This is a genomic window from Dysgonomonas termitidis (assembly GCF_054657735.1).
In genome coordinates, this window is the sequence record NZ_BAAHYD010000001.1 from 678,290 (window position 1) to 693,671 (window position 15,382).

Here is a 15,382-nt window from a genome sequence, read left to right on the forward strand (position 1 = left end):
TGCCGCTGGATCCCGCTACGGTTGCGTTCCGGGATATCTATGTGGTGGCCAACTGCAATGATATAGCCTCTTTGAACGCGATACTTTCTGTAAATGATATAAAGGCGCTGGCCACCCCGCAGGGGCCGCTGACCACCGCTGTGATGCTCAGCTCCGGGCTGCCCATGTACGGGCAGGCGGCAAATATCAACCTGGGCGGTACATCCGCCGCCAGCCCGGCCGGTATCACCCTGACACGGGCCTGCGCCAAGCTGCGCATCACCCTGGAGAATACGCAAGCCGGTGCCGATAATGCCTTTATTGTGGAAAATACCGCGCCCTGTACGCTCTACGCACCGGGCAACCCTTTAACATTCGGTACTCCGGAGCTGATCGCTTATCCGCAGGCAGCCTTGGACCCTGTGACGGCAGGAACCTACCAGGGCATCACCTATGTCTATGAATCCGCACAGCCCCCGCGTCTGCGGATACTGACCTCGATAGACGGAACCGCCGGGGAATATGTCGCAGGCCCGAATTTTCCGCTGCCGGTACGCGGATACCTGTATGACATATCGGTCCGGGTATTACCCTCCGGGCTGCCGGCTACACTGGAATTACGTGCCCGGGGTACGGATGGAAGCCGGAGTGTCTTAACATATAAGATGACGGAACGGTAAATAAGGACATAAAAGAACGTGAAATGTAAGGAGTGGAAATAGGGATGGAAAAAGAAAAAACGGAAGACAGCACCGTCTGCAAATCCTTCCGGCTGCACCTGCCGCAGGGCCGTACCGCGGATATAACCGTGGAAGGCAGCACGCCTAACGACTGCTATATGTCTGCCTTGCGGCGGGCGGCCGCGCAGTATCCGGGCTGGAGGAGTATAGAGGTCATGCCCCCTGACCGTGAAGCGGTCAGCCTTCCGGGATTTGCTGGCGGAGAAGGTAGCTTTATATGATTATTAAAAAATAGTAAAATGAAAAATAGTGAAATGAAAATGATGAAACATTTTATGCAATTAGTTGCAATGTGTGTGTTAACCGTTGGTTTGTCTTCCTGTCAGAAAGACGAAGAGATCTATGACGAATTGATGGGCAGTGAATGGGTGGGAGATCTGGGCTTTAGTTTCGACGACCGGCCCGTGATCAGCGAACTGTATTTCATAGACAACGGTACAGGCTCCGACAAGCAATATTATGCCGGTTCCGCTTCAAATGCCAAACCCGCCTGTAACCTGACTTTCCAGTGGACGATCAAAAACGGGACGCTGACATTGATTTACGACCTCCGCCCGCCGCTGATCCTTGAGATAGGCGGAATGTATATCAAGGGAAACCTCTTAAGAGGCACCCTGCATCTGGCTGGGGAAGAGGATATGCCGGTAACGCTAACAAGGAAGAAATGATAATGAAATATATACATGTAAGCTGTAACTGAGTAAATAAAAAAACTAAAAAACGGAATAAAAGATGGGAACAGTTGTGAAAAGGATAAAGAACAGGGGAAGGAATGTGAGGACCGGGCCGCAGGCTCAGGCTCCGAGCATAGTGGCTAACGGTACTGTTTTCACCGGTGAGGTAAAACTCAGTGAAGACCTGCGCATCGACGGGGCCGTCCTCGGGGATATCTGCAGCACAAAGGCCGTGGTCATCGGCCCCGGCGGAGAGGTGCGCGGGAATATCTCGGCTGCCTTCCTGGATATATACGGTTTACTGGACGGCAATGCCGGTATCACCGGGCATACCTTCCTGCGCAAAGGCGGGATTTTGCTCGGCGACCTGGAGACCGCAGAACTGGAGATCGAGGACGGCGCACGCTTTGAGGGCCAGCGCGTGATGACCCGCAAAGGACCGGGTGGCGCCGGACGGTTAAAAGGATGGCCCTACCGTAGCGGATAAGCGTGTTACGGTACCGGCAACAGGATAAAGATAGCGCAGGGAAAACGGAAGACCGGATAAAACAAGAAGCAGGATATCCATAATAATGAAACGATACGATTAGTTGTCTTTCCCTCCTTAAAACCGGAGGGATATATTATTTGTCTTCATGACGGGTTGTCCACGCTTGTGAGAAGTCCGGACAACCCACTTTTTTATAACAATAACCAATCGAAACAGAATGAAAATAAAACATGGCTTTCGGCCTGCACTGAAAATGATGAAATACGTAAATAAAACAGTCACGTCCGGTTGTACTATCCGGCCCGGTGTACTGCCTGTAAGGAACATGGAAGAACCGTAAGTGTCACCTGAAAAGCAAACCGATGAATAACCTGACAGAAATCGATATACAAACCTGCCGAATAGAAAAAGTCTGGGGCACGGATAAACGCCTGTATGAACTGATCGCTCCTTTTGTGATGAACCCGGAAGTTATCCGCCTGAACGGAGGCTACCCTTTCAAAAACACGGAAGACCACCTTTGGTATATTTCCGTCAAAGGGAAGAATATGGTTACCGGATTCATTTCCATTGTCAACGACCGTTTGTGCAACGACTTTACCTGGCAGGATAAGGACTTGTTACGGATATTGATCGAACGGGCCTTGATGGATGTAGAGAAAGGGACGCCCGTTACTTTCGTTGCCGACAATTCGGACCGGCCTCTCCTTGAAGAAATGGGCTTCTCTGTAGATAAGGAATGGACGAAGTATTTTAAAATGGCAAAGATCATATGAGCGGCTGTGAAAAGAATGTTTATGAGGTCACCCTGGAGCGTACCGGATATATATTCTCGGAATTTGAGAATATATACCTGGCTTTCTCGGGAGGCAAAGACAGCGGGGTGATGTTCCATATTGTCCTCGACTATATGCGCCGGCACGGGATAAAGCGTAAAATCGGTGTGCTGTATATGGATGTGGAGGCTTCCTATAAAAGAACCGCCCGTTTTATAGAGCGGATGTACCTCGATAACCTTGACCTTATCGAACCCTATTGGGTGTGCCTTCCGATGACGACTACCAATGCGGTTTCCATGTACGAGCCATTCTGGATCTTCTGGGACCCTGCCAAAAAAGATAAATGGGTACGCCCGATGCCGGAACATGGCTTCATTATCAATAAGGATAATCATCCCTTTGATTTTTACAGGGAGAATATGACTTTCGAAGAGTTCACTCCTCTGTTCGGCGATTGGTATGCCCGGCGGCACGGGAATAAAAAGACCGCCTGCCTGATAGGTATCCGGGCCGACGAAAGCCTGAACCGTTATCATGCCGTCTCCCGGAAGGATAAGCTTTCCTATAAGGATAAAAGCTATTCAACCCGGATATCGGACAATACCTATAACTTTTACCCTATCTGTGACTGGCGCACGGAGGATATCTGGACATACAACGGCAGGTACCGCAAGCCCTACAATAGTATCTATGACCTGTTTTATATGGCGGGAGTCCCTTTGTCCGGGATGCGGATATGCGAGCCTTACGGGGATGAGCAAAAAGCCGGGCTAAACCTTTTCAACGTATTGGAGCCCGAAACATGGGTAAGAGTAGTAGACCGTGTCAGCGGAGCCAACTTCGGGAATATCTATTGCGGGACCAAAGCAACGGGAGCCGGGAGGATAAGCCTCCCTCAAGGGCATACTTGGAAGAGCTATTGCAAGTTCCTGCTGAGAACACTCCCTGAAGAGACCCGCAGGATATATACGGCCAAATTCATAAAGTTTATCCGTTACTGGAACAGTACCGGTTCTCCCGTCAGCGAGGAAGACATCTTCGAGCTGGACCCGGATATGATCGTCAATACCCGGCAGTATAGTAAACGGGGAAAGGGTGACAAATATGTCGTGCGTTTCAAAACCATACCGGATGCATTGCCCGGCCTGGATAACAAAACGGATTTCCTCTCCTGGAAACGTATGTGCATGGCTATCCTTAAAAATGATATTACGTGCAGGACACTGTCTTTCTCGATGACAAAGAAGCAGATATTAAGGCAACAGGAATTAATCCGGAAATACGAAGAAATGCTATGAAAAATCAAAATGAAGAAAATTATGTTTTTCAACAAATGACTGCATCTATATGCCGGTATATAAAAGACATGAAAGATACGGATGAAAAAATAGACACGCTGAATTATGTCCGGTCGATGTTGCATGAAGTGAGCCCGATGAAACACCATCCGGTAGACTTCGTCGCATGGGAAAGATCGGAAAACATAGAAGGCAACGACTATAACCCGAACAGTGTTGCCCCGCCGGAAATGGTCCTGCTGGTTACCTCCATCGAGGAAGACGGCTATACCATGCCTGTTGTCGGCAGTCCGGAAGAGGATATCATCCGGATCGTGGACGGGTTTCACCGCAGGAAGGCTGAGCGCAAGTCCCGGAAGATATCGCAAAGTACACAGGGCAGGCTTCCTGTGACTTATATCCGTGAGTCCAGGCGGGAATTAAGTGAAAGGATGGCTTCAACCATACGCCATAACCGGGCCAGGGGCACCCATGACATAACCCTGATGTCGGAAATCGTAAGGGAACTGATCTCCATAGGAAAATCCGGCACATGGATATCGAAACATATCGGGATGGACATGGATGAAATACTGCGCTTAAAGCAACTCACCGGGCTGGCCGCTTTATTTGCAGACCGGGAATTTTCAATAAGGGATCTGGTGAAAAAATAATATAGGAAGGCACAGGCCTGTTTGCCGGCAAGTCCGGAAGATCGCTAAAATTTTTATTATGAAGTTAAATATAAAGGAAATTTACATCCATAACATATGAAAAAGAGTACAGACATAAGCCCGGCCGGCCTGCGGCATCCGTTGCTGGCGATAGCTGTTTTTGTTTTGCTGTCCATCCTTTTACCCGCGGTTATCCGTGCGCAGGCTTCCCCTGCTGCCGCCATAAACAGTATCGACCCTTATGCCGCTAAAGTGTTTTACTTCCCCTACGCCAAGGCCGACCTGCTCCGGGACTACCAGGACAACCGGCTCATGTTCGATGCGCTGGACTCGCTGCTGCATATCCCGTCTGTGGTCGCGGGCATCGATACGATCCAGATCATCGCCGGCTGTTCACCCTCGGGCAGCCGGCCGTATAACCTCAATCTGGCGCGCCGCCGCGCCCAGTCGATGTGGACCTACCTGCGCTGGCAGCACCTTGCCGTAGCCGAACGCTTCCCGGTGGATATAATGCCGATGGGAATCGACCACGAGGGATACAAGGCTTTGCAGCAGAGCGGCCGCGGCCTGAGCGAAAAGCAAATGTGGAACCTGCTGCAATACGTGTCCGTACGGCTGAAGATGAAAGACGGCAGCTATATCCACAGGGGAAACGCAAGCCCCCTCAAAAGCCTGCTGGAAGGCTACCGGCCGGCCCTGCCCGTAAGGGACACGGTTTATATCTATACCGAAAAGCTGGTAAGGGACACGGTATATATCGAAAAAAGCGCGTTCCGCATAAAGAAAGATACGGTATATGCGGCCGTACCGGTTGTACGCCTGGCCAGGAACGGATACCGGCCCCTAAGGGGCAAAGCCCCGTTGCGGCTGGCACTGAAGACCAACCTGCTGTACGACCTGGCGCTGCTGCCCAACCTCTCGGTGGAGATGCCTGTTGCCGGACACTGGTCGGTAGCCGTAAACGGGGCTTTCAGCAAATGGGACACCAAAAGCCCCAAATACCGGAGCCACCAGGTCAATTACGCAGGACTCGAAGTACGGCGGTGGTGGGGCAACAGGCAAGGCAGCCCCTTGAACGGCCACTTTGCCGGGATATACTTCACGGGCGGTGTCTACGACCTGCGGCTGTTCACCAAAAGCCTCGACAGTTACGGCTACCTGAGCCACTGGAGCTGGTCGGCGGGAGCGGTATATGGCTATTCCCTGCCGCTGTCTGCAAAGCTGAACCTGGAGTTCAGCGTGAATGCGGGCTATTTCACAGGGGAATACCATGCCTACAACCGCAGCCGCTGTACGGACTGTTACCCGGAACGAAAGACCGGGACAAGAAATTACTGGGGCCCTACGGGTGCGGGGGTGTCGCTGGTCTACCGCTTTGGGATGGATAATTTGAGAATTAGCAGATATGAAAATTAGCAAATTCGAATATTAGCAGATTAGCAAATGAAATGAAATTAATGTACCAAACAACGTTCGCTGAAACGTAGGCGAGGCAATATGCCGATGTGAAAATGTGCCAATGTAAAAATTAAAAATGAAGAAGAATTATATATCGCTTCGCGCTATTTGCCAAAGTTCAAACAACATTCACCGAATTGAAGACGAGTTAAATATGCTCATTGAAAAACATGTAGTTTGTGTAACGTTTGTGTATGGAGAAATATTGTGAGCCGTGAGGCTCGCAGCATTTCAAATATTTTGAAAACCGGAAGCTCATAAAAACAGGGGATAAAAAGAGGAAAGTGAAGAATGAAGAATGAAGAGTGAAAAACGAAGAATAAAATATGAAAGTTAATAACACGACAATCAGAATTTCAGACGGGAGGAAAGCTATTTTCCGCTTCCAGTTATCTGTGTTATACCGGGAAAGCATTTTTCGTTTAAAGCATTTGCTGTTGTTGCGGGACAACGCCCGGCGGAGACAACAGTTGCCTGCTTCACCGGGTAACCGGCATATTTGCCTTTACCGCTTCGCGCAATTTGCTCATTTGCTAATATGCAAATCTGCTAATTTACTCATTGTATTATGCCTGTTGCTTACCGGATGCCTGCGCGAACTGAGCGTGGACGACCCGTGTCCGCCATCCGGCGGGGAAGTGCCGCTACAGGTCGTCATACACTGGGAGGATAAGCCCGTGAACACATTGCCGGAGTATATGCGCATTTACTGGTATCCCCGGACAGGGGATATAGTGGCAGCCGACCTGCCGGCCCGGGGCGGTATGGAAAAACTCAGGGAGGACGCCTATACAGCCATATGCATGGACTACTACAGGCCTCAAACGATAGATTTCAGGGCTACGGGCCGGGACGCCGGGCAGTTCGAAGCCTATAATATACCCACTACAGGCCTGTACAACCAGTATGCCGATCCGGTGCCCGGTGAAGCGACTGTTGCCGAGGCGTACCCCTATGTTTTTTATGCCGATGCGCGCGAACAGCTTGTAGAAAAGCAGTCCGTCAGCGCGGGCGATACATTGAAGCTCCATTTCTACCCGCAGAATGTCCTGCGCGAGTTTACTTTCCTGATATACGGCGTGGAGGGCGCCGCGAACATGGCAAAGAACAGCGGGGCCATATCGGGCATGTCGGCTTCGTACTTCCCGGTTACAGGTACACTGGCAGGCACACCTTCCACCGTTTTGTTTACGCGGGTCACACCGCTCACCCGGGGACAGGGGCATAACTGGACTCAGGAGCAGAAGGAATTGTTCGCCCGTAAAAACCCTGACTGGGCCTCGTCCGACCCGCTAAAGGGCTGGACTAGTGACTGGATAACAGGCAAATTCAGCACCTTCGGGCCTGTGGATGCCAACAACCCGGACATCCGCCTTACGGTGGAAGCATTGAGCAGCGCCAACCGCTATTATTACGGCGCATGGGGCTACTGGTACGGTAAGTGGGAAGACTCGGTAGGTATCCAGATACTGGGGGCTATGGGCGGGCCGTCAGGCCGCGGCACATGGGAAGAACAAACGGCCTGGCGGGAACAGAACGGAGGGTTCGATATCATCCTCTACAACGATGGCAGGCTGGTTGTGCCTGACGGCGGTGGCGGAGGCCAGCCGGGCGGGGACGGAGGTTTTGATGTCGACCTGGGCGACTGGGATAATACACACGTTCCCATTCAGTAGGAACGTCCCGCGAATTGGATACAGGCCAATTAGCAGATGAGCAAATTAGCAAATATGGCTGTTAGCTGATTACACTCTTGTTCGCTATGCGCTGCTAACGGCTAAAAGCTATAAGCTAACGGCTTCATTTTCATATGAGCAGATGAAGTTATTTGAAATAATTATTAAAATAGAAAACCAGCCGGTTACAACAGTACACCGGTATTATTTACTAAAAAGTTGAAATATGAAAATTTTGAAAACCAAAACTATTAATGTGGTACGCATGGGCGGTTTCGCCCTGTTGCTGGCCGCTTCGGGCGTATATGTCGCCTGCAGCAGCGACGACAATCCTGCCCAATCCTTACAGGGACAAGGCAATGAGATCAACTTCCGGGCACTGGGTGACCGTCCGGTAACCAAAGCTTCCAGTACGGTAACGGCCGATATCACTTCCTTCACCCTGCAGGGCATCTGGAATGCGGGTACTGACGACGCACAGAAACGCCTGTTCGACGGGGTGGTGGTGACACGCTCCGAAGACGGGACTTCATGGGATTACAGCCCGAAAAAGACATGGCCGGACAACGGAGAAGTCAGGTTCTTCGCTTACAGCCCGGCCAACTCCGTGAATGTGACCAACGGCTTCAAGGGAGACCTGGAACCGGAGATAACCTATACGGTGCCGATCCTACCCGAAAAGCAGGAAGACCTGCTGGTAGCCGTCACTGATGAGCTGAGTGCCGGTACCGTACCTGTTAACTTCAAGCATGCGCTAAGCCGGGTGCTTTTCCGTGCCCGGAGCAAGAAGGCCGACGTACCGGTTAAAATAGAAAAGGTGACTTTAATGAACCTGTATACGACCGGGACTTGGAAACTGGAGCCCGATGCACTGTTATCTAAATCCGGGGTGACACCCAATGCGGATGACGACTACAGCAGCGGCGTACCGACGGACTTATCACCATTCACATATGCGACGTACAACACAAGTTACGCTACGGCCCAGATGCCAGAAAATGAAAATGCCGCTTACCTGACCTATACAAGCGGGTCTAACGAGCACTTCTGGCAGGTTGACCCGACCAAACAGGCCGACTACACCGTTGACCTGAGCGCATCGAATACCGTGGGAAAGGATTATACCTCTATCACAGGGGAAACGCAGGGCCTGATGGTGATGCCGCAGGCTACGGCGTTCACCGGCACAATTGCCTCACCGAATTCCACGGACTTCTATGTGCAAGTGGAATACAGCGTGGGGGGCTCTAAAGCGCCGGCGAAAAACATCCGGGTATACGACTGGTGGAAGAAAGCATGGGGAAGCTTCACCTTCGAGCCGGGTAAGCAATATACATTCGATATGGAAGTAGATCCGGAGGGGATGATCACGTTGAGTGTGGGTCAGGTGGCTGCGTTTACATACCCGCCGATTGATGTGCCGAAGAAATTTGCAGTGGGGGATATAGTGCCTCTGGGGGTGGACGGCGCAATGGCGTTGGTGACGCAAGTGGACGCTTCCGACGATAGCCACGGCTGGGCCCTGGGCGCGACGCCTTTACTGGCTTACTCGACGTCGACTCCTGACGCGACCAGTTTCCCAGCTTCTGGCCCGGCCTATTCGGCCGACTGGGCAAATGCTGCCATTGATCTCACCGATTATCCTATGTACAAGTGGTTTGTCGAGGTCAACCATGGCGTTCGTGACCCTAATGCATGGGTTTCTGCCCGGTGGGCTAGTCTGGACGAGACTATGACCGCCTTGCTCTCGACCCCCAATGACATCAACTTAAAGTTTTGGCTCCCAATTTGCGGGGAAACTCCTGTCTCAGGTTCGTCGCAACTGCACCCGATTACGGTCGCACGGAGCGCTGAAGCTTACGCCACCTTCCTGGAATATTGGGGCGGAGGTGGGATGGCCCTCGCTATGAATGTGACGACGGGCGCGGTCTCGAACATGAACTGGAACCTTGGGCTATATGCTTACGTTGGGTCGACGAGTACCGATTGGTCTGGTTTAGGTATATCTACCTCCCCTTTATTCCGATGGTTTTACATCTTACGCTTCTAGAAACTTTTTTAAGATTGTTATCGAGCTATTTCAGCCGCTCTCATAGCCGGCTAAACCCCACCGACCTTCCCCACCCTTAGGGTAGCGCCAGGTGTCTGTTGCACAACTAAACAAATTTAATATTTTATGAAAACAGACATTGTTCATGAAAAAATATATATTGAAAATCAACCTGTTATGAATATAAAAAACTCCATTTTATTTTAATTTGTAGCAAAATGTGAGTTGTGCAACAGCCACGCCAGGCTACCCTTAGCAGGAGAAAAAAAAGGTCGAAGCCAACTAAATACGCAGAAACCCGCCCGGCATCACGTCCGGGCGGGAATTTGCTTTTACAGGGCAGGTTAGCAAAACCGTGGATACGGCTACGCAAAATGCTAAAAAACCTCGGCAAACGGCTTGGGATATGGCTTTTAGCCATAGCGGCCCTGATAGCTTACGTTAGAAATAGAAATAAAGAATAACCCATCATTAACCATCCTACAAAACAATAAGATGAAACCAGTTTTAAAGGCAGGCTTTGCAATCCTTTGCTGCCTGTTTGTCTTTGCGCTGCTCTATCTGCCATATAAAGGCTATGCCTGCTTCCGTCAGTTCATCACCGGTATAGATAAGGTAACCGGAGGATACGGACAGGCCCACCCCGCACCGGCAGACTATTACGCCCTGCTGGCGGTATTGCTGTTGCTGGCGGCGCTGGCAGCTATGGCCGTCCGGCGGTGCGACAGCGTGTATTTCTACCTGCGCCGATCGCTATTTTACTTCCGGCGTGCACTGATGAACCTGTTCAATGATGTGAAGACAACGGATATGCTTATCCTTGCCATCCCGTTTTTTGCTACCGTTTATTTCGGGCTTACCGTTCCGGTACATTTCGACGAGGCCGCCACCTACATAGGCTTCGCATCCAAACCCCTATATTACTGCATGCTGCATTACCCGGAACCCAACAACCATATACTGCATTCGGTTATACTGCATTTTACCACGCTGCTGCCTTATACAGACCTCCTGGTGAAGGTAAGGATACCCGCTATCCTGCTATCGCTGCTGACATGGATGGTTTGCTGGTCGTTTCTGAAACGTTACTACAAAACCAACACCGCCTTATTTGTCACCGGCCTGTACCCGGTAGTATTTATGTCCCTGCTTTACGGCTTCTCGTCGAGGGGATACTACCTTGTCCTGCTCTTTCTGATCATCGCCCTTTACGCGGCATATAATATCATCCACGACGGCAACAGGAAGAAAGACTGGCTGTTTTTTTCCGTAAGCAGTATCCTTGGCTTTTATGCGATGCCTTCGTTCTTATACCCTTTTGTTACGCTGAATGTGATACTGCTCGTTTTTTACCCTAAGGGTCTTAAACGGCAATTGCTGTCCGGCGCGTTCATCTCGGCGGCCGTCCTGCTGCTTTACAGTCCGGTCATCCTGCTGGAGGGTTTCGCATCCATAGGTAATAACGGCTACGTTACGCCCAGAGACAGGCTTGCGGTACTGAAGGAATTGTTTCCCTTTTTGGGAACGGCGCTGCGTGATATTTCCGGTGTGGAGTGGTATGTTGTACTATCCGTATTGGTTCTGTCCCTGCTGGCGCTGGTTATAAACAAAGATAAGCGGCGGTTGTCCGTGGCGGCTGTCTGGCTGTTGGCGCCGGTACTCCTGCTGACCGTACATTCGGTCATCCCTTTTTCCCGTACCTTTTCCTATTACGGGTTCATACTCGTCTTTATTGCAGGTATCTCCTTTGAGAAATATACCGGTAAGCTGAACCGGCGGGTTTTAACCGGTCTGGTGGTTATCGTCCAACTGGCCTGCTGCTTCCATTTCAACAGTAAAATCAGGGCATACATGCCTTATGATTATGCCATGGATGAAATGGCGCGTTTCGTCTTACGCGACGCGGATACCTGTTTTTACGCGTCCCTCTACGGCAAGGTGCAGTTTGCCTTCAGGCAATTGAGGAAGAACCCGGACATGCCGGTTCCCGATGAGCGGCTGATCCGCACCAGCCGGGTCGGGTATACCAGCGCGGATACCATCGTTAACTACAGGTATGTGCTTATCGACAGGGATCTGGACAAAACCTACTGGCGGATGCCGGTGTATCAGAACAAGTATCAGAATGTATATGTGAATGAGGAGTAAGCCTTCCACCAAGTGCATGTTGCCGGGATAAAAGTAAGTATTCGGTGAACCCTGTCAAGTAGCGTAATAAAAGGTTTGTAAGTATTCGGTTAACCCTGTCAAGTAGCGTAATAAAAGGTTTCTACCGTAATAGTTCGGGGAATTGCGTCCATAGATCCAGGTGCCAGCAGCCTCGGGCTTATCCATACAAAATAGACAGAGCCGTCCGGTCACATGACCGTCCGGCTCTACTTTATTCGTGTGGCAGACGGCGAACATCGCCGCCCTTGAGGGATTTATATTAATGTTGGCCCGTCGGCAGCCAGGCTCCGGGCAGCAACAGATGCAGGTCTTCCGTTTTGGTATCAGGTAACCGGTTCAGGACATCCGTAAGCCAGGCTTCGGGATTCACGCCATGCAGCCTGCATGTACCCAGCAGGGAGTAAATGATAGCGGCATGGTAAGCAGCCTGATGGCTGCCGCAGAACATATAGTTTTTCCTGCCTACGGCCAGGCCTCTAAGGCCATTCTCGGCACCGATATTGGATATCTGATATCTTCCGTCGATGACATAGCGCACCAGGCGGGGATAAATATTGTAGGTATAAGCGATTGCCTTTCCAATGAGGGACTGCGGCAATACCTTCGGATACTCATCCAGCAGCCAGCGCTCGAAAGCCTTGAGGATGGGATAGGCTTTGGCCTTACGCTCCACAGCAATTTGATCGGGAACATGACAGGTTTCCCTGAACTGCCTCTCCAACCGGTAAAGCAACTGTATTTGATCCATGGCAAAGGATGACCGGGCGGGGTCATTTTTGAGGGCTTGCTCAAATCGTCTGCGGGCATGGTCCCAGCAGCCCAGCAACAAGACATCCTTCTTGTTCTCATATATCCCGTAGGCGGCGTATGCGTCGCTTTGGACGGCTCCCTTAAAGTTTTTCAGCAGTTCTATCACCACTTTCTGCCCTCTCGAGCCGTGGTCGTAATGGAAGAAAAGCTTCCGCTCTTCCGGCGCCTTGACGATCCAGTGGTAGCCTTTACGGGTTGCACCGGGCTTGTCCCTGTCCACTACCGGTATGAAGGTTTCATCCATCTGGATGTAATCCGATGCCAGCACCTGTTTCCTGAGTTCGAGGTATAAGAGTTCCAGCAGGCAGGCTGAACCGGCATTCCAGCCGTTAACGGTAGAAGCGGCCAGTTTTATGCCTTGCCGGCTGAAGATGTCGATCTGACGGTAATAGGGAAGGTGATCCTGGTATTTGCTTACCTGCAGGTGTGCCAGCAGCGACGCTCCTGCGTTACTCTTTGGCAGCGGCAGGGACGGAAGTTCCGCTATAACCACGCCCTGATGGCCGGCCAAGGCATATTTCTTGCGGATAATCCTGCGCACATACAATGTTCCCGGTGTATATTCCAGTATCTCTGTCACTTCCTGACCGATGCAGGTACTTCCTGCGGGTATCGGATCGGGTTCTATGATTTCTTCTTTACGTTCCAATCCGGCTGGCAGTTCCTGGCGTACCGGTTTAGAGGAATTTTCCTTTCTGGCCTCACGTTCGTAAGTAATGGTTTGACGCAACTCTTCAACCAGCGCCTTTTCTTCTTCCGGCAGGCTGTCAACACCCTCGAAGGCCAGGCTCAGCTGGTTGGGATCTTCCTTTACATAGCGTTCAGACGAACGTCCGAACATGGCCCGGCGAAGATAAAGGAGTTCGTCGGTAAGTTTGCTTAGTTTGGATTCCAGGGAAATGTTCCTCGACTCCAACTCCTGTATAACAAGCTTGGATTCGGCTAATAATTCTTCCAGTTCCCGTATCTTTTCCATGTATGAAAGATACACATTTTTTACCGGATATACAAGCGTTAATCCTTTTATTTATAAGGTTTCGACGGGTTTTTCGTATCTTTTTTTGTACACTACTTTTTCCAGGCTGATACCGTCGGTCATCATCACCAGTTCAACCCACTTTAAGCGGTAACAACCTGTCTTTTCATCATAATGAGGGCGGCTGAACTGTCCTTTCTCCAGCCTCTTGTGATAGATAACGTAACCCCCGCTTTCCCAATGTAGCAATTTCAGCGTTCGCCGGCTGCGACTAAGAAAGATAAAAACTTCGCCGCTGGCCGGGTCATGCCGCATAACAGAGGCGACGATTCCCGACAGCGTGTCAAAGCCTTTGCGCATGTCGCAGGCACTCGAATATAAGTAATACTTATCCGTTTCTCCCAGGCTGAACATCAGACTTTGAGTTTTAGCAGTTCGGCCAGCTGGCCCATTCCGATGCCCGGCTCAGCCGGAAGGGCCAGTACCACCCCGTTCGGGTAGCGCACCTCTATACCCCGGACAACTTCGCCGGAGGGCGTATCTACTATCCTGACAGGGACCAGGCGGCAGGGCTCCGGTTCTGCTGCCGGCTCCGACGGTGCTCCCTCTGCGTGAATGGCGTCGTAGCGGTGCTTCCACTTATAGAATGTGTGCTTGGACATGCCCAAGCCTCTATACCACGCTTCGGCTCCCCGTCTACTTGTATAAAAACTTTCTATCAAGGCAAAGCCTTCGGCTTCGCTCAACGCCACTCCTCGCACATAATCGTTCGTTTCCATAGGTTTTTTCCTCAAAGGTAAGAACTCGCGTACGGCTTTGCAAGACGCGGTTACCCGAACTATTACTTTCTACCTTTGCAAAAAAAAGAGTTATATGCAAAGTAAGAAATGGACGCTGTCGCAGTTTGAAACGATTTATGCGCGTTATCAGGAAAGCGGCTTAACGCCGAAAGCCTTTTGTTCGAATGAAGGGATACTGACGGACCGGTTCTACGAATGGCGGAAGAAGCTGTTAACAAAAAACGGTGATTTTATCCCGGTCAGGATAAATGACAGGGGACAATTACGGTTACCCGGACGTGATAATCCCCCGCACTGCTCCTGCGATCCGGTACCCAACCAGAGTACTTGCGAGATAGCCTATCCCAATGGGGTCACCGTCCGGCTGAACGGGCCTGTTTCCCCGGAAATGCTGCGCACGCTTATCCTGTTAAACCAGAGCCGATAGCCCATGTTCAGCCTGAACGAATCGAACCGGTATTATTTATACCCGTATCCGTGCGACATGCGCAAAAGTTTCTACACCCTGAGCGGCCTTGTGACTAACCAGATGGGCATGGATGTTCAAAGGGGCGAGGCCTTCATCTTCATAAACAAGAGTTGTACTTCCATGAAAATCTTACATATGGAATGCGGCGGCTTGGTTATCTACCACATGAAGCTGGAGCAGGGGTTCTTCCACCTTCCTGATATGGATACGGGCCAAAACCGGCTAAAGGCACAGGAAACCTTTTGGAATGAGCTTGTACTGATGGTTCAGGGGATAGATACAGGTAAGGTAAAACGGCACAAGAGATGGCGTCCGGATAAGTGGAATTTATAACGAAATATCCCCTGGAAACTATTGTAAT

The 15,382-nt window shown here is 50.8% G+C and carries 18 protein-coding genes; 14 read left to right on the plus strand and 4 right to left on the minus strand.

The features are described from left to right. Positions 1 to 41 precede the first annotated feature (41 nt). The 8 genes from ACYQ3L_RS02680 to ACYQ3L_RS02715 all read left to right on the plus strand — a co-directional run bounded on the left by ACYQ3L_RS02680 (position 42) and on the right by ACYQ3L_RS02715 (position 4,613). The gene (locus ACYQ3L_RS02680; protein WP_459952305.1) at positions 42 to 659 is read left to right on the plus strand and encodes a hypothetical protein; all 618 of its coding nucleotides are present in this window, start codon (positions 42 to 44) and stop codon (positions 657 to 659) included. A 32-nt stretch (positions 660 to 691) separates the two neighbouring features. Beyond that, positions 692 to 940 carry a hypothetical protein gene (locus tag ACYQ3L_RS02685; RefSeq protein ID WP_459952306.1) on the plus strand — a complete coding sequence of 83 codons (249 nt, stop codon included), beginning with the start codon at positions 692 to 694 and terminating at the stop codon, positions 938 to 940. 18 nt (positions 941 to 958) lie between these two features. Next, positions 959 to 1,387 carry a hypothetical protein gene (locus ACYQ3L_RS02690; protein ID WP_379999257.1) on the plus strand — a complete coding sequence of 143 codons (429 nt, stop codon included), beginning with the start codon at positions 959 to 961 and terminating at the stop codon, positions 1,385 to 1,387. Between the two features lie 64 nt (positions 1,388 to 1,451). Beyond that, complete coding sequence (locus ACYQ3L_RS02695; RefSeq protein WP_379999255.1) at positions 1,452 to 1,880, plus strand: bactofilin family protein; 429 nt, start codon at positions 1,452 to 1,454, stop codon at positions 1,878 to 1,880. 220 nt (positions 1,881 to 2,100) lie between these two features. Next, on the plus strand, positions 2,101 to 2,223 hold the full coding sequence (locus ACYQ3L_RS02700; protein ID WP_459952307.1) for a hypothetical protein: 123 nt from the start codon (positions 2,101 to 2,103) through the stop codon (positions 2,221 to 2,223). A 22-nt stretch (positions 2,224 to 2,245) separates the two neighbouring features. Beyond that, entirely contained in the window at positions 2,246 to 2,659 is a 414-nt protein-coding gene (locus ACYQ3L_RS02705) for a phospholipase D-like domain-containing protein (protein ID WP_459952308.1), read from the plus strand. Further along, positions 2,656 to 3,960: a DUF3440 domain-containing protein gene (locus ACYQ3L_RS02710; protein WP_459952309.1), complete on the plus strand. Its 1,305-nt coding sequence runs from the start codon at positions 2,656 to 2,658 to the stop codon at positions 3,958 to 3,960. The genes ACYQ3L_RS02705 and ACYQ3L_RS02710 overlap by 4 nt, the downstream gene beginning before the upstream one ends. 137 nt (positions 3,961 to 4,097) lie before the next feature. Then, complete coding sequence (locus ACYQ3L_RS02715; protein ID WP_379993251.1) at positions 4,098 to 4,613, plus strand: ParB N-terminal domain-containing protein; 516 nt, start codon at positions 4,098 to 4,100, stop codon at positions 4,611 to 4,613. Between the two features lie 180 nt (positions 4,614 to 4,793). Here the strand turns inward: ACYQ3L_RS02715 and ACYQ3L_RS02720 are convergent, their stop codons facing one another. After that, positions 4,794 to 4,955, minus strand: a complete 162-nt coding sequence (locus ACYQ3L_RS02720) for a hypothetical protein (protein ID WP_459952310.1) — start codon at positions 4,953 to 4,955, stop codon at positions 4,794 to 4,796. 174 nt (positions 4,956 to 5,129) lie between these two features. Here ACYQ3L_RS02720 and ACYQ3L_RS02725 point away from each other — a divergent pair, with 174 nt between their 5' ends. From ACYQ3L_RS02725 to ACYQ3L_RS02740, 4 genes are all read left to right on the plus strand, one after another. Continuing rightward, positions 5,130 to 6,029 carry a DUF3575 domain-containing protein gene (locus ACYQ3L_RS02725; RefSeq protein WP_459952311.1) on the plus strand — a complete coding sequence of 300 codons (900 nt, stop codon included), beginning with the start codon at positions 5,130 to 5,132 and terminating at the stop codon, positions 6,027 to 6,029. A 368-nt stretch (positions 6,030 to 6,397) separates the two neighbouring features. Further along, on the plus strand, positions 6,398 to 7,747 hold the full coding sequence (locus tag ACYQ3L_RS02730; RefSeq protein WP_459952312.1) for a DUF5119 domain-containing protein: 1,350 nt from the start codon (positions 6,398 to 6,400) through the stop codon (positions 7,745 to 7,747). A gap of 226 nt (positions 7,748 to 7,973) precedes the next feature. Beyond that, on the plus strand, positions 7,974 to 9,797 hold the full coding sequence (locus tag ACYQ3L_RS02735) for a fimbrillin family protein (protein ID WP_459952313.1): 1,824 nt from the start codon (positions 7,974 to 7,976) through the stop codon (positions 9,795 to 9,797). 495 nt (positions 9,798 to 10,292) lie between these two features. After that, positions 10,293 to 11,945 carry a hypothetical protein gene (locus ACYQ3L_RS02740; RefSeq protein WP_459952314.1) on the plus strand — a complete coding sequence of 551 codons (1,653 nt, stop codon included), beginning with the start codon at positions 10,293 to 10,295 and terminating at the stop codon, positions 11,943 to 11,945. A 280-nt stretch (positions 11,946 to 12,225) separates the two neighbouring features. Here ACYQ3L_RS02740 and tnpC read toward each other — a convergent pair whose 3' ends face one another. The 3 genes from tnpC to tnpA (ACYQ3L_RS02755) are packed head-to-tail and all read right to left on the minus strand — an operon-like array spanning position 12,226 to position 14,531. Continuing rightward, positions 12,226 to 13,752, minus strand: coding sequence for an IS66 family transposase (gene tnpC, locus ACYQ3L_RS02745; protein WP_459952232.1), 1,527 nt, complete (start codon positions 13,750 to 13,752; stop codon positions 12,226 to 12,228). A 51-nt stretch (positions 13,753 to 13,803) separates the two neighbouring features. Continuing rightward, on the minus strand, positions 13,804 to 14,166 hold the full coding sequence (gene tnpB / locus ACYQ3L_RS02750; RefSeq protein WP_459952231.1) for an IS66 family insertion sequence element accessory protein TnpB: 363 nt from the start codon (positions 14,164 to 14,166) through the stop codon (positions 13,804 to 13,806). Further along, entirely contained in the window at positions 14,166 to 14,531 is a 366-nt protein-coding gene (tnpA, locus tag ACYQ3L_RS02755) for an IS66 family insertion sequence element accessory protein TnpA (protein WP_459952230.1), read from the minus strand. Before tnpA (ACYQ3L_RS02755) ends, tnpB (ACYQ3L_RS02750) begins: the two co-directional genes overlap by 1 nt. A 94-nt stretch (positions 14,532 to 14,625) precedes the next feature. Between tnpA (ACYQ3L_RS02755) and tnpA (ACYQ3L_RS02760) the strand changes: the two genes are divergently transcribed. Together tnpA (ACYQ3L_RS02760) and tnpB (ACYQ3L_RS02765) are read left to right on the plus strand one after the other, a co-directional pair. Then, positions 14,626 to 14,979, plus strand: a complete 354-nt coding sequence (gene tnpA, locus ACYQ3L_RS02760) for an IS66 family insertion sequence element accessory protein TnpA (RefSeq protein ID WP_459952315.1) — start codon at positions 14,626 to 14,628, stop codon at positions 14,977 to 14,979. A 3-nt stretch (positions 14,980 to 14,982) separates the two neighbouring features. After that, positions 14,983 to 15,354, plus strand: coding sequence for an IS66 family insertion sequence element accessory protein TnpB (tnpB, locus tag ACYQ3L_RS02765; RefSeq protein ID WP_459952316.1), 372 nt, complete (start codon positions 14,983 to 14,985; stop codon positions 15,352 to 15,354). Positions 15,355 to 15,382: the final 28 nt, after the last annotated feature.